General features: G+C 52.8%; 13 protein-coding genes. 5 read left to right on the top strand and 8 right to left on the bottom strand.

Annotation, left to right across the window (positions count from 1 at the left end; all coding sequences use genetic code 11):
• Positions 1–11 precede the first annotated feature (11 nt).
• The gene (locus QYC28_RS06945; protein WP_149819415.1) at positions 12–398 is read right to left on the bottom strand and encodes a hypothetical protein; all 387 of its coding nucleotides are present in this window, start codon (positions 396–398) and stop codon (positions 12–14) included.
• Between the two features lie 448 nt (positions 399–846).
• On the opposite strand from QYC28_RS06945, the gene QYC28_RS06940 reads away from it, so the two are divergent.
• The 5 genes from QYC28_RS06940 (at position 847) to QYC28_RS06920 (ending at position 5,655) form a co-directional block, all read left to right on the top strand.
• A complete protein-coding gene (locus QYC28_RS06940) occupies positions 847–1,386 on the top strand; it encodes a spore coat U domain-containing protein (protein ID WP_302679199.1) in 540 nt (179 codons plus the stop codon).
• 182 nt (positions 1,387–1,568) lie between these two features.
• On the top strand, positions 1,569–2,144 hold the full coding sequence (locus tag QYC28_RS06935; RefSeq protein WP_302679198.1) for a spore coat U domain-containing protein: 576 nt from the start codon (positions 1,569–1,571) through the stop codon (positions 2,142–2,144).
• 1 nt (position 2,145) lies between these two features.
• Positions 2,146–2,916 carry a molecular chaperone gene (locus tag QYC28_RS06930; RefSeq protein ID WP_302679197.1) on the top strand — a complete coding sequence of 257 codons (771 nt, stop codon included), beginning with the start codon at positions 2,146–2,148 and terminating at the stop codon, positions 2,914–2,916.
• 10 nt (positions 2,917–2,926) lie between these two features.
• Entirely contained in the window at positions 2,927–5,191 is a 2,265-nt protein-coding gene (locus QYC28_RS06925) for a fimbria/pilus outer membrane usher protein (RefSeq protein ID WP_302679196.1), read from the top strand.
• Entirely contained in the window at positions 5,164–5,655 is a 492-nt protein-coding gene (locus QYC28_RS06920; RefSeq protein WP_149819404.1) for a spore coat U domain-containing protein, read from the top strand. The genes QYC28_RS06925 and QYC28_RS06920 overlap by 28 nt, the downstream gene beginning before the upstream one ends.
• Positions 5,656–5,669: 14 nt before the next feature.
• Here QYC28_RS06920 and QYC28_RS06915 read toward each other — a convergent pair whose 3' ends face one another.
• The 7 genes from QYC28_RS06915 to QYC28_RS06885 all read right to left on the bottom strand — a co-directional run bounded on the left by QYC28_RS06915 (position 5,670) and on the right by QYC28_RS06885 (position 13,684).
• A complete protein-coding gene (locus QYC28_RS06915; RefSeq protein WP_149819402.1) occupies positions 5,670–5,903 on the bottom strand; it encodes a DUF370 domain-containing protein in 234 nt (77 codons plus the stop codon).
• On the bottom strand, positions 5,897–9,199 hold the full coding sequence (gene carB, locus QYC28_RS06910) for a carbamoyl-phosphate synthase large subunit (RefSeq protein ID WP_149819400.1): 3,303 nt from the start codon (positions 9,197–9,199) through the stop codon (positions 5,897–5,899). The genes QYC28_RS06915 and carB overlap by 7 nt, the downstream gene beginning before the upstream one ends.
• A 120-nt stretch (positions 9,200–9,319) precedes the next feature.
• On the bottom strand, positions 9,320–9,826 hold the full coding sequence (locus QYC28_RS06905) for a DUF6790 family protein (RefSeq protein ID WP_302679195.1): 507 nt from the start codon (positions 9,824–9,826) through the stop codon (positions 9,320–9,322).
• Between the two features lie 186 nt (positions 9,827–10,012).
• On the bottom strand, positions 10,013–10,660 hold the full coding sequence (locus tag QYC28_RS06900) for a type II secretion system protein J (RefSeq protein WP_302679194.1): 648 nt from the start codon (positions 10,658–10,660) through the stop codon (positions 10,013–10,015).
• Between the two features lie 11 nt (positions 10,661–10,671).
• Positions 10,672–11,178, bottom strand: a complete 507-nt coding sequence (locus QYC28_RS06895) for a GspH/FimT family pseudopilin (RefSeq protein ID WP_302679193.1) — start codon at positions 11,176–11,178, stop codon at positions 10,672–10,674.
• A complete protein-coding gene (locus QYC28_RS06890; RefSeq protein WP_302679192.1) occupies positions 11,156–11,947 on the bottom strand; it encodes a prepilin-type N-terminal cleavage/methylation domain-containing protein in 792 nt (263 codons plus the stop codon). Before QYC28_RS06890 ends, QYC28_RS06895 begins: the two co-directional genes overlap by 23 nt.
• Before the next feature lie 18 nt (positions 11,948–11,965).
• A complete protein-coding gene (locus QYC28_RS06885; protein ID WP_302679191.1) occupies positions 11,966–13,684 on the bottom strand; it encodes a hypothetical protein in 1,719 nt (572 codons plus the stop codon).
• Positions 13,685–13,923: the final 239 nt, after the last annotated feature.

Genomic DNA, 13,923 nt, shown 5'->3' with positions numbered 1-13,923 from the left:
TTGAAAATATCTCACTCCCTTTCGAAATTAATAGGAGCTGATGCAGGTGGTGTGTTCACCTGTTGCTTGAGGCCATCTATTTTTCGCTGAATACTGGAAACAGCAAAAAAGGGGAGTAACGGGATTGACCCCAAAAAGCCGATAACTAGGCAGCTAAAGACCACATCTTGCCACTGGTGTAGAATGCCGTTCGCCACCAAAAATAGGGGAATAGCAGTTACACCAAGATACAGAAGAATAAATAGCCCCTGCAAAATCCTTGGCCAGACCCAGTTCCCTAGAGAAATGCCAACCACGATGACAATAATGCCCAGAACCGCCATTTCCCACTCGGTTAGGGTGTCAATATTACGCAAACTCTGAAGCAAAGCATCAAAACTTGGCAAGTCTGGCAACACAGCAATCACTCCAAATCAAAGGGCTACAAAATTTTCCTAGGCACTAGCATACACTCAAATAAAATGGGGTCAATCAACATTACAAAAATATTTTTGAGACTGCCTTCGATGGCGATCGCATGCCATCAACGATGATCCTGACGCTTGGGGGTGCCAATCTTTAGATTAACTTTTGTTGCGTAGTTAAAATTCTCTGTTCATAAGTCCTGTAAGTGGTGTAGGGTTGACAGCATCCCTCTAACGGCTGCAATTGTGAATTCGCCGCACACCTTCACATTAGGCTTGCGTAAGCTTGGCCTACGAGTCATGACTGAGTGCTCTCCAAATTCATAATTAGCAATTTGTAGGCTTCACTCTAGCAATTAAAATACTGATGAACTGTTGGGAGAAGAGTCTTATGCATCGCCCCTGTTTTCTGAGGCTAAAGCTCTACCCAATAAGTTTATTTTTGACTGCTGCCAGTGGTCTATTGCCACTCCTAACGGCTCAGCGCGCCCATGCTCAAACTTCACCTCAAACCAGTAACATCAACGTTCAGGCGACGGTGAAGGCAGCCTGTGTGATTAAGGGCGTTCAGGATATTAACTTTGGCACCTATGATCCCCTCAGTACCCACTACACCCAAGCGCTAGATGCCCAAGGTCAGGTGAGTGTGCAATGCTTACCGGGCACCCAAGCAACCATTCGGCTGAATCAGGGGAGTTATCCTGCTGCTTTGTCCAGTTGTCTTGTACCGCTGCGGCGTATGGCTTCTGGCTCCGCTCGCCTTCCTTATTTTTTGTATCGGGATAGTTCTTACTCCCCTCTTGACATTTGGGGCTGTAACTTCCTGAATGATGTGGACTACAGTGCGACCAATGCTAGCGTCAAAGACATTATCGTGTACGGCCGCATCCCATCGGGTCAAGCTCTTGCACTTTTAGGGACTCTGAATCAACTGACACCGGGTACTTATACCGATACGGTTCAGATTATTGTTTCTTTCTAAAGGAAAGATAAAACCTCCGTGAAATCACGGTAGGCAAGGGGGGTATGCTGTAGTATTGTTGCTGCTAGTGTGTGTTGCAAGCTCACCGCGAGTCATCCCTAAAGGCTTGCTACATTCAGTATCAGAGTAACATCAAAGATTGAAGTGTAAACTTTTTGTTGTTCTCATAAGGGGGTTTGACGATGACTTTCTCATTCCTGCTCAAACGGATTCTTCTCAGTCTATTTCTTGCCGCTGCGGGGGGAGTGTTGCCTCTATTAATGGCACAGAGGGCAAAAGCCCAAACTTCGCCCCAAACCACAAATATCCAAATTCAAGCAAACGTCAACCCAGCCTGCAAAATTACGGGTACTCAAAATATCAACTTTGGTACCTATGATCCATTGGGTGCCCACGCAACAACGCCCTTGGATGCCCAAGGTGAAGTGAGTGTCAAGTGCTTACCTAAGACTCAAGCGACTATTAAGCTGGGGGAAGGAAGCAACGCTTCATCGAGCTCTTCTTGTACTGCTCCTCTGCGCCAGATGGCCAATGCGGATGCTCGTCTTCCCTATGGATTATACAAAGATGCTGCGAGAAGTCAAGTTTGGGGCTGTGATCTCAGTAATGCTGTCGAGTACACAGCACCCAATGCATCTCCTGCAAACTTCCCCATCTACGGTCGGATTCTCGCAGCAGATAACTTACCGTCCGGTACTCTAGATCAGCTAAAACCCGGTGCCTATATTGATACGGTTCAAGTCACTGTCTCGTTCTAGCGTGCGCTTTCTATTGGGGTGGCGGTTTGCCCTGCTGGCCACAGTCATTGCCCTTGGCATGGCTTCAAGGGTGGGAGCACAATCCTCGGAGTTTTATCTGAATGCGGTGCAGGTGTTTCTCTCACCGCGTCAGCGAACGGCATTGTTGACCCTGACCAATACGGGGCAGGTGCCGATTAACTTTGAGATTAGTGTGCGCCGCTGGCAGCAAACCGCCGATGGTCAAGAGGAGCTAACGGAAAGCGATGGCAATATCGTGGCTTTCCCTGTCTTGCTGTCGGTACCGCCGGGGGAAGAGCGAACCCTACGGGTGGGAGCACGGCAACCGGCGACAACGCAAGAGCAAACCTATCGTCTGTTGGTGACAGAACTGCCCCCAGCCAATGTCTTAGAAACCCAAGGGGCAGCCATTCGCATTATCAAGACCTTTAGCTTGCCAGTTTTTGTCCAACCCGCCAATATCCAGCGCCAAGGCGAAATTTTGAATGGTCGCGTCGAAGGGGGCAAATTAAGTTTTGTCCTGCGCAATAAAGGCAATGTCCACATTCAAACCCTTGGTATCACTGTTCAGGGGCTGAATGAGCAGGGAACAGTGGTGTTCGAGCGAATGCTGGAGTCGGTGTATGTGTTGGCCGATCGCGATCGCCCCTTTAGGAATATTCCTCTACCACAAACCAACTGTGCCCAAGTGCGCCAAGTCAAATTACAGTCTGTGGGCACCAACCCCTCCCTTACAACTGAAATTTCTACTCCCAACGGCGTTTGCGCTTAGTAGCCTCCTGATGGCTGCTCCAGTCTCTGCCCAAGCAGAAGTCTCTGCCATTTATACCCTTGAGGTGAATCGCGTTACCAAGGGGGATGTGATTGTTTTGGTGCGTGGCGACGATGTGCTCATCCCTTTGCAGGATCTAGTGAATGCCGGTCTGAGGGAGATTGGCGGTCGCCGCGAAATCATCCAAGGCATTGAGCACGTCTCCTTGCAGTCGTTGGCACCGCAGATGACATTCCAGCGGGATGATGCCAACTTAGTGCTACGGTTACAGGTGGGAGCAGCCCAACTGCCACAAACGGTCATTGACTTTAACCCGAGTAATGAACCGCCGGGGATTCGCTATAGCCAACCCTTAAGTGCCTACCTGAACTATGGCGTTTTTTGGAATAACTTTGAACAACTGACGGCTGCCAGTGAAGTGGCGATTAGCTTTGGTGGCAATGCCCTTACCTCAACGCTGGGGTTGACTGCCGATGGCAACCTGCAACGGGGACTCACCGCTTTTAGATTGGATCATCGGCGCCATCTCACGACTTTGACCCTAGGGGATGCGTTTATCAGCAGTGACCTGTTGGGCGGGGGTGGCCTTTGGGGGGGCATTGTTTGGGAACGCAACTTTGGCCTTAGCCCTTACCTGATTCGCCAACCCGCCTTTGACTTTCGGGGTGAGGTAACCACCCCCAGCAGCGCAGAAATTTACCTGAATAACTTGCTGATTCGGCAGGTGACGTTACCGCCGGGGCCGTTTATTCTCAAAAATTTGCCCGCCTTTGGGGGCTTTAATCGCTTGCGAATTGTGATAAAGGATGCTGAGGGCAATCAACAGGTCTTTAGCCGTAATTTTGTCCAGTCGTTTACGTTATTGCGCCCCGGACTATCGGAGTTTATTGTGGCTGCCGGTGCCGAGCGGGAAAATTTTGGCACGGAGAATTTCAGCTACGGAGATCAGGGGCAATTTTTGGCGGCCTATCGGCAGGGCATTTTGAATAACTTGACCCTGGGGGCACGTCTGGAAGGCAATGGCGATCTTTTGAATGCGGGCTTGAACCTGAGTACGGCGATTCCCATTGGCACGCTGGATGTGGCGGCGGCGGTGAGTACCACTGAGGGAAAATTGGGGAGTGGGGTTGCTGTTGGCTACAACTATCCGGGGCGGCGGCTGGCCTTTGGTGGTGGGGTGCGCCTGCTCAGTGGCAACTATGTCAATACTGGCTTGGGTTTGGGGGACGATCGCCCGCAGTTAGAGGGCTTTGCCAATGCTACCCTCAGTCTGGGGTCGCGGCTAACAATCAGTGGTCAGTACTTTTTTACCAACCCCCGCGATCAAGGGGTGCGGCAACAGGCAACGATTCTCGCTCAAGTGCAACTCCGTCGCAATCTCAGTCTATACCTGCAAGGTTCGCGCTTCCTCTCTGGCAGTGATCAGCCAGTGAACCAAATCAGTGTTACGTTTAACTACTTTCTGAACAATGCGGTGACACTTAACACCGGCTGGCTGCAACAGGGAAATCAGGGGGTTCCTTTCCTCAAGGTCTCGCGATCGCTCCCAGCGGGCGTCGGCTATGGCTATCAGGGACAGGTGCTTCAGGCCAATGAGCAGGCCTTTGTCAGTGGCACATTTTCTTACAATGCCCCTTGGAGCCGCTACCAAATTGGCTACGCGCAGGCAGGGGATACAGGACAGGCGCAAGTGGTGGTGGAAGGGGGATTCGTCACAATTGGCGGTGAAGTTTTTGCCACGCGACCGGTGCAGGGGAGTTTTGTCTTGGTGGATGTGCCCAATGTGGGGGGTGTGCGCACCTACTTAAGTAATCAAGAAATTGGTCGCACGAATCGTCGCGGTAAAATTTTGATTCCAGACTTGCTGCCCTACTACGGCAATGCCTTGCGGATTGAGGATCAGGATATTCCCATTGATTTTGCCATTGGCCGCACCGAGCTACTGATTGCACCGCCTTTTCGTGGGGGAGCGATCGCCCGCTTTGATGTCCGCCCCAGTCGCAACTATGTCGGACGAGTGGTGATTTTGCGGGGCAGTGAGCGGATCATTCCCAATTTGGGACAACTCACCCTAGAACGCAACAAGGAAAAAATCCTATCGCCCCTCTCGCCAAGGGGAGAATTTTACTTTGATACCCTAGAAGCAGGAACCTACACTGCTGAAGTGACCTACGAGCAACTGCGCTGTACGTTCCAACTGACACTGCCACCCAGTGACGATCTCTTTACTGACGTAGGGAAAGTCTCATGTTCGTTGCCCGACTCGCCACGATAGGATGCATCACTGGCCTCAGTTGCCTTGGGTATTGGGCAGCCGCACAGGCGCAGGGGACGGGTTGTCAGTTTCAAAGTGTGACCGGTTTGAACTTTGGGAGCTATGATCCTTTTTCGCCCATTCCTCTGGATACCACTGGTCAAGTCCAGTTTGTCTGTGTGGGGGGTGGGGCTGGTCGCTTTAACAACCGCCCCGTAACGGTTCAACTAAGCCAAGGGGGCAGCAATAGTTTTACACCGCGACAAATGAGCAGTGGGAGCGATCGCCTGAACTATAACCTCTACCTCGATGCTAATCGCAGTATCATTTGGGGCGATGGCACTGGGGGCACACAGCAACGGGGACCGTTTATTCCCGGCAACAATGTCCTCAATACACTGACGATCTACGGTCGCATTCCTGCCCAGCAGTGGGTTGCCCCCGGCCTCTACACCGACTCACTGCGGGTGACGATTATTTTTTGATGTTTTGGAGACGTCTAGGGGGGTGGGTTGAGTCGCGCCACCAACGTTTCAGGATGCAGCGCCGAGAGAACGACAATCTCCCCATCCAAGACCAGTACGGCACGAGTCCGCCGGCCGTGGGTGGCATCAATGAGGTGATGATGCTGCCGTGCTTCGAGAATCAGGCGTTTAATCGGGGCAGAGTCGGGGCTGACGATCGCCAGCAGTCGCTGCGGCGAGACATAGTTGCCAAAACCAATGTTTAGCATTCCGCCCGATGGTAGTCCTGAAGTGCCCGTACCCCGAGGGTTGAGGTTTGCAGGGTTTTAATGGCGGCAGCCGTCGCCTTGGCACCGGCGATTGTCGTCACAATCGGAATCTTGTAGGCAAGGGCGGTGCGACGAATCAATTGGGCATCGGTACGGGCTTCCTGACCCGAAGGCGTATTCAGAATCAGGTGAATCTGCTCATTTTTAATCGCATCGAGGACATGGGGACGCCCTTCATGAAGCTTGAGGATGAGTTCAATATTACTCAGACCCGCCTCAAGCAGAGCATTGCGGGTTCCTTCGGTGGCAATAATCCGAAAGCCGAGGGACTGCAACTCCTGCACCACGGGCACAATCGCTGCCTTGTCGCGATCGCTCATCGATACAAAAACGGTTCCTTTCAAAGGTAACCTTTGATTGGCCGCCAGTTGAGACTTGGCATAGGCAGCACCAAAGGTCATGTCAATCCCCATCGCCTCACCGGTGGAGCGCATCTCAGGTCCTAGCACCGTATCGGTACCGGCAAATTTTTCAAAGGGCAGAACCGCTTCCTTAACAGCGACATGGTTGGGAATCTTCTCATCGAGGAAATTGAGTTCTGCAAGCGTTTTGCCTGACATCAGGCGGGCAGCCATTTTAGCAAGGGGAATGCCAATCGCCTTGGAGACAAAGGGCACCGTACGGGATGCCCGCGGGTTGGCCTCCAAAATATAGACCTGCTCCCCTTGTACTGCCAGTTGTAGGTTCATCAGCCCCACCACTTTGAGGGCCTTGGCGAGGGCAATACTCCACCTGCGAATGGTCTCCAACACGGTAGGAGAAAGGGATTGGGTGGGCAAGCTACAGGCAGAATCCCCAGAGTGAATCCCGGCTTGTTCGATGTGTTCCATAATCCCGCCAATCACCACGGTACCGCTGGCATCAGCAATGGCATCCACATCCACTTCAATGGCGTTTTCCAGATACTTATCAATGAGAATCGGTCGCTCTGGCTCCACCTGAACGGCTTCGTTCATATAGCGCTCCAATTCGGCATCAGAATAGATAATTTCCATGGCGCGACCGCCGAGCACATAACTGGGGCGCACCACTACGGGGTAGCTAATGCACTGGGCAATACTCAGGGCTTCGGCATAACTGCGAGCGGTGCCATTGGGGGGTTGGGGGATATTCAGCTCCCGCAAGATTTTCTCGAAGCGTTCGCGGTCTTCGGCAATATCAATGGAGTCGGGCGAGGTACCCCAGATTTGCGTTCCGAGGCGATCGCCATGGGTTTCGAGGTACTGCTGGAGGGGTAAGGCGAGTTTCAGGGGGGTTTGACCGCCAAACTGAATAATAATGCCGATGGGGCGCTCCACCTCAATAATGTTGAGGACATCTTCCTTCGTCAGGGGTTCAAAGTAGAGGCGATCGCTGGTGTCGTAATCCGTGGAAACCGTTTCAGGGTTGGAGTTGACCATGATTGTTTCATAGTCATCCGCCCGCAGCGCGTAGGAAGCATGGCAGCAGCAGTAATCAAATTCAATCCCTTGACCAATGCGGTTGGGGCCAGAGCCAAGAATCATTACCCGCGGCTTGCGGGGGGGCAATACTTCCGATTGCGGCGGCAGGGGTTCAACCTCACCCGTCTCCGGGTTAATCTGTTCCACCGGCCGCTCATAGGTGGAGTAGTAGTAGGGGGTGTAGGCCTCAAACTCGGCGGCACAGGTGTCCACGGTTTTATAGACGGGAACAACACCGAGGGATTGGCGATAGGCACGCACCTGATCATCGGTGGTTTTGGTGGCGTAGGCAATTTGGGCATCACTAAAGCCCTGCTGCTTGACCCGCCAGAGATCATCAGCGGTGAGTTGCTCTAGTTTGCTGCGCTTGAGGAATTTTTCCGTTTCTAGGAGTCCCTGCATCTGCCGCAGGAACCACGGATCAATGGCCGTCAGTTCGTAAATCTCCTCAACGGTCATCCCCAAAAGGAAGGCGTGGCGAATGGCAAAGATGCGATCGGGATTGGGTGTGCGCAGTTTCCCCCGCAGTTGCTCAAGGCTGGGGAGTTTTTCGGGGCGATCGCACCCCCAGCCGGCGCGTCCCGTTTCCAGCGATCGCAGGGCTTTTTGCAGGGACTCTTGGAATGTGCGGCCAATGGCCATGGCTTCACCGACGGACTTCATTTGGGTGGTCAGCACCGGCTGCGAGCCGGGAAACTTCTCAAAGGCAAAGCGGGGAATTTTGGTGACCACGTAGTCAATCGTGGGTTCAAAGCTAGCGGGGGTTTTCTTGGTAATGTCATTGGGGATTTCCGGCAGGGTGTAGCCCACGGCCAATTTCGCCGCCATTTTGGCAATGGGAAAGCCAGTTGCCTTAGAAGCGAGTGCTGAGGAGCGGGAGACGCGGGGATTCATTTCAATCACGATCACTTCCCCTGTTTCCGGGTTAACGGCAAACTGAATGTTTGATCCGCCCGTTTCTACGCCAATTTCCCGAATGATTTTGATGGCAGCATCCCGCAGCCGCTGATACTCTTTATCCGTCAGGGTTTGCGCTGGTGCGACAGTGATGGAGTCCCCGGTATGGATACCCATGGGATCCACGTTCTCAATGGAGCAGATAATGACCACGTTATCGGCCATGTCCCGCATCACTTCCAGTTCGTATTCTTTCCAGCCGATCAGGGATTGCTCAATAAGGATTTGTGAGACAGGACTGGCATCGAGACCGGCAGCGGCAATTTCTTCAAATTCCTCTTGGTTGTAGGCAATGCCGCCCCCAGTGCCCCCTAGGGTAAAGGCGGGGCGAATAATCAGGGGATAAACCCCAATCTCTTGGGCGATCGCCCGCGCCTCTTCGAGGGTATTGGCCAAGCCAGAGGGACACACCCCCACACCAATGCGCTGCATTGCCTCCTTAAAGAGCTTGCGATCCTCGGCCATTTCAATGGCTGGCAACTTAGCCCCAATCAGTTCCACCCCATAGCGATCGAGAACCCCCGATTTTGACAGAGCCACCGCCAAGTTCAGGGCCGTTTGTCCCCCCATTGTGGGCAGTAGGGCATCGGGGCGTTCGGCGGCAATGACTTTTTCCACCATTTCCGGGATGAGGGGTTCAATGTACGTGCGATCAGCGGTCTCAGGATCCGTCATGATGGTGGCGGGGTTGGAGTTAATCAGGATCACCTCGTACCCTTCCTCGCGCAACGCCTTACAGGCTTGGGTTCCCGAATAGTCAAATTCACAGGCTTGACCAATGACAATCGGACCCGAACCAATAATGAGAATTTTTGAAATATCGGTACGACGAGGCATAGGGACAACGCAGCCAAAGGATTTCAATCACGCCTTCCCTATCCTACACTCCCCCTTGCGATCGCGCCTGTTCTGTTAAGTTGAAAATCACTCGGTCACCAGCTCTGAGGGCGATTGGTGTTAGGATTTACTCACATTCCTATGAGGGTGGGACACATTCCAGCGACTGCGGCTCCCCAGCAATGTCAAGATCAACGACGGTACGCCAACATCGTAAAGCCAAATCCCCCAGCCAGCATTGTAGGGGGCAAAATTTCCCAGCAACATCTGTTGGTAGTGGCCATAGGCACATCCCAACACATAGACCGAGAAACCAATCCCTGTTGCTGACCAAAACAATCCTCGTTGCCAAATGCACAGCAGGCCAAGAATCCCAAAGGCCAGATTCGCCATTGCGACCTCAAATTGGAAAGGACTCCCCGGTAACCAGCCAATTTTGCGAGCCGTCGCTGCAGCATCAAACGTATGCACCAACGCACTCATCACCCCCCCAATTCCCACAAAAATAACCAGTAGGTACAGCAAGCTGACATGGATGATCCCTGCCCATGTACGCTGGTGAGGCTGTCGCCACAAATGCAGACCAATGCCAAGAATAGTCATCAGACTATAAAAAAGCCAAATCATGGTTGCATCCCTATAACAGCCGCAATAGAAAAACGATGACCCTTTTGTCAAACAGGGGGTACGTAAAGTAAAGGGGAGGTCATCCCGTTCCCTAGGAACTTTCACCGTTTTGAGCCTATTCTATCCGAGTGAAGAGGAGAAGCTATCAGTGTTCCCAAAAGTACCTCTCAAGGAATGCTGCTGCCGCTAGGGAGTGGGGGTCGCAGATCCGGATCGCACGGCGGCAAGGGTTTCTGCTTGGTAAACCGTACCCGTTGACTCCACCAAACCAGCAATGCAGAGCTTGACATTGCGATTGTGCTGCACAAAGACGCGAAATCCCCCTTGGTGAGAGCCACTGTCAACAGCACCCGGCAAGTTATTGGTGCAGTTGGGACTCGTGTTGGCAATGCCATCAATTAACGCATTGGGGGTAGAGTCACCAATTTTTTGGCGATAGAGAATCATCGGGCCTCGCCACACCACATTGCTTGTCTTGGGACGGGTGTAATAGGCCACACGGGTCGTACTGGCGAGGGTGCCGTCGTTCTGTTCCTCTAGGTTATCCGCTGGTTTTTCTATAAACATCACCAACTGGTAGCCACCACTGGGAATGACCCAATCTGGGGGTGCCGTGGTTGAGATGCGAATGGCTGAGCGAATATCATCGGAGATAAAGTCGAGGGCGCGGCTCAGGTTCATGCGGGTAATTGCCTGCTCTTCAACACGACGATTGTTTTGCAGGATAGCCACCATTGCCCAACCACTCATGGCCACAACAATACTGCCAACGGCAGCCGCTACCAGTAACTCCGTCAATGTAAAGCCGCGATTGCCTCTGCGCCAGTCCTGCATCTCCCTGCTCCTTAATTGCGCGCTTGACAGTTATCGGCAGTTGCACCCGTGGTGTCCGTTGCGAGGTAATTGCCCGTACGCATTATCCCCAATCCTAAAGACACCACCAAACAGCGCTGCAGGGTCGGATGGCTTGTGGAGGCAATCACAATCGTACCTGTACTACTGGTGCGCCCCTGAAAGCCAAACCGTACGGCGGCCGTCCCTGTTCCTCGACGCAGGGTTACATTTTCCAGTTGGCGGGAGCCATTGGGCAGACATTGGGGTGGATCCCCCGCGATAGTGGGATTGGTGCCTGTGTTAATCGTCACTCGACAGGCTTGGTTGCGCCGCATTGCCTCCCGCTGCGCTTCCCGTAGTGCCCCCTCTAAGCTTTCAAGAGCTTGGTTGACCCGCTGCGTTTCTAGCCAATAGAGAAAGCTCGGCGTGACAGCCACCGCTAAAATCGCTGCCACCGTCAGGACAATCAAGATTTCAATCAGGGTCATGCCCTGCTCACGGACAGCGGAAAAATGCATTGGGCACCACCTCGGTTGATAGTTGAGCAACGACGCGGTTGTTACTATTGCGCACAGAATAGGCCAGTTCTAGGGTTTGGAAAGGTGCCTCAGCACGGGTGGTGGGTGTGCGCGTCATCGTAAACGTGTCATTGACAATGGGGCGACTATTATTGCTGCTGTTCATCGGCGGAATCAAGGTTTGCAGGTAGGCACCAAACCCCCCATCAATCCCCTGAGTTTCGTTGGGCTGAATCCGACAGCGGGCATAGACACGAGTACCCGCCCCCCGATAGCCCCCTACTGGCGAGTCCAAGGTAATCGTGTTGGCTGACATAGAGAGAATACGGCGTGTGCCCGAGTCCGAACCAATGAGAACGCGATCGCCCACTCGAAACCCATCCGTGGGTGAAGTTACTGGACAGGCACCCCCGGTGCGATACTCTGGGGGCATGGCTTGATCGTAGTCACTTTCACCCGATTGAATGAGTGCCAGTGTTAAGGTGGTGTCATTGCCTTGGGCGGGTGCTGCCAGCTTGCGTTGGGCAAACTTGGTTTGGCAGAGATCGTAGGCAACAATTTTGATATTTTCCAGATCATCTTGGATCCAGTGACTGGCCTCGGCAAATTTACGGGCATCCGCTTGGAAAAAGGCAGCGACAACAATGGCCTGCATCGCCGCTAGGGTAAAGAGGCTAATCACCAGAATGGAAGCCAAGACCTCCGCAAGGGTAAAGCCTTGGGAACGTTGCTTTACCAGCCAGTGGAAACAGAGTTTATGGTGAGTCATCAACATCGCCTCCGGCGTTTAGTACTGGGCTAAGCGGTTCCAGTTGCTGGCTTCCGTGGTGCGTGCCACCACAATTGAAGCATTGGTATAGTTGCCCCCTAGGGCTTCAGGCAGGCGATCGGGCACCCTGATTTCAGCATTGTTGGAGCTAGAACCATTCCACGTTTTTGCCCAAACTGCACCGAAGATATCTGGCTCGCGACTGCCGCCATTGATGCCTACCTTCGCATCAGGCGCATAAACAAAGACACTTCCTACTGTGGAGCCACCGCTAAGGGTGAATTCTTGGTCAGGTATCGCATTGGTTGGGTCTGGGGGATTGCCATAGATGCGTAGGCGATCGGGCGTGCCGACACCAGAGGGAAGGCCCATATTGGCTCCCATGCCGCAGGTAGAAGAGTCTGGGGAACATGTATTGTCAATCCCTGCTTGGCCGCTGAGGGTGAGATCACCGCTGACAAAGAGGCGAATGGCGTATTTAGTGGTATCGAACGTTACTTTGTTATTTCCACTAAGGTTGATGTTGTTAATGCGGTAGGCGTAGTAAACTTTGTTAGGATTGACAATTCGCTCCCCGGGGCGTAGGGGATCAGGGATAAAGAAGGGAATGTTGGGGTCAGGGTCAACGTAGGGATAGTCCCCTGAACGGGGAAAGTTTCGGTCAGTTGTTCTACCTGTAATGTCCTGTGAGTCTTGGGGAGGATTTTGGCCTTGTCCTTGAATCGGAAAGTTAGCGTAGGCACCTTGACTGTAGTAGCCACCTGTTGGTTCTAGGGCTTTCTCAAAGTCTTCGCGTTGACTGGATGGTAACCAACTGGGCAGCGTGGTCAGGGGAACACTCCCTAGCACGGAACCACCCACCGCAGCGGGCACTTCAGGAAAAGGCGGTAGGTTAATCTTGTTGATGGCGATCGTCCCCTCAATAATCGCGTTATTGAGCGCTCCGATGGCACTGCGCAGTCCCTGCTGGGTGGGTTGACCATTCTGACACTGCGCTTGGGGAACCACACAGTTGGCAGGATTGGTGCAGATCACGTTGCCGTTGACGGTGCCAAAGACATCATTGTTGCCGAGGTTAATGCTTTGTGCCAGCAGGCCAGGGAAGTTGGAGGGCACGCTGCGATCCGTAATCACCATCTTTTGCAAGATGAAGGCATTCGCCGGCGAGTTATTGGGCAAGCGACCTTCGATCAACAGGTGTCCTGTTTGCGTTGGCGCATCGTAGAGATAGGAGAGAATACGGTAATTGCCCTGCACAGGGGTGCCAATTGTGCCGTTGAGGACAATCGTATTTAGGTTATCGAGGGTAAAGCAGGGGGGCGCATCAGAACCAAGGCTCGCCGCTGTCCATTCATTCACAGCAGGAACATTCAAACCCGTGGTATTGGGCTGACCCACTTTTGTTGCATCCGCTGCGCGACTGATCAGGTAGGGGCGGGCAGGATTAAAGTTCGTATTGTTAGCGGGGTTATAGGTGCGGCGCAGCAGAATCTGGTAGTTGCCATTGAGTAAGCCAAGGGTACGGGCCATACCGCCTTCAGCCACCGCAAAGGCCTGCTGAGTTTGTTTTTGCAAGCTAGCAGTGCTCACATCCAGTTGCGATCGCGAGAGCAGGGTTAGGGCAACCACAATCATGATCAGTCCCATGCCCAAGACCAAAGGCAGAGTAAACCCCCGCTGCCGATACCCCGAACGGGGATAGCGACGTTTCAGTGAGCGCACCAGTTTTTTCATCATTGGCCTGTCCTTTATTGCCCCAACCTTTGCTCTATCAATATATCTTGACTACAAGAACTTCGTTGCTGCTGATGCTGAGTTGAATATGCCCTCAATTTTTAGCTTTTATACACAGTTGATATAATTTAACCGCAAACTTGAGAGAGGTGATGTAATCTCGCTCACATCCATGTCCTGCTCCCTATATTATACCTTTCCCCAAATATTATACCTTTCCCCAAAAGGCTCCATTTCAAGAG

The sequence above is a fragment of the Thermosynechococcus sp. HY596 genome, assembly GCF_030518715.1.
Classification (GTDB): domain Bacteria; phylum Cyanobacteriota; class Cyanobacteriia; order Thermosynechococcales; family Thermosynechococcaceae; genus Thermosynechococcus.
The sequence above is the reverse complement of the archived record's forward strand: the minus strand, read 5'-3'. Positions and strand labels throughout refer to the sequence as shown.

What these genes read in the sequence shown, in the direction of transcription:
- QYC28_RS06890 (WP_302679192.1), bottom strand. Translation starts at nt 11,947, where the DNA reads ATGACTCACCATAAACTCTGTTTCCACTGGCTGGTAAAGCAACGTTCC.
- QYC28_RS06935 (WP_302679198.1), top strand. Translation starts at nt 1,569, where the DNA reads ATGACTTTCTCATTCCTGCTCAAACGGATTCTTCTCAGTCTATTTCTT.
- QYC28_RS06885 (WP_302679191.1), bottom strand. Translation starts at nt 13,684, where the DNA reads ATGATGAAAAAACTGGTGCGCTCACTGAAACGTCGCTATCCCCGTTCG.
- QYC28_RS06895 (WP_302679193.1), bottom strand. Translation starts at nt 11,178, where the DNA reads ATGCATTTTTCCGCTGTCCGTGAGCAGGGCATGACCCTGATTGAAATC.
- carB (WP_149819400.1), bottom strand. Translation starts at nt 9,199, where the DNA reads ATGCCTCGTCGTACCGATATTTCAAAAATTCTCATTATTGGTTCGGGT.
- QYC28_RS06925 (WP_302679196.1), top strand. Translation starts at nt 2,927, where the DNA reads ATGGCTGCTCCAGTCTCTGCCCAAGCAGAAGTCTCTGCCATTTATACC.
- QYC28_RS06905 (WP_302679195.1), bottom strand. Translation starts at nt 9,826, where the DNA reads ATGATTTGGCTTTTTTATAGTCTGATGACTATTCTTGGCATTGGTCTG.
- QYC28_RS06920 (WP_149819404.1), top strand. Translation starts at nt 5,164, where the DNA reads ATGTTCGTTGCCCGACTCGCCACGATAGGATGCATCACTGGCCTCAGT.
- QYC28_RS06915 (WP_149819402.1), bottom strand. Translation starts at nt 5,903, where the DNA reads ATGCTAAACATTGGTTTTGGCAACTATGTCTCGCCGCAGCGACTGCTG.
- QYC28_RS06900 (WP_302679194.1), bottom strand. Translation starts at nt 10,660, where the DNA reads ATGCAGGACTGGCGCAGAGGCAATCGCGGCTTTACATTGACGGAGTTA.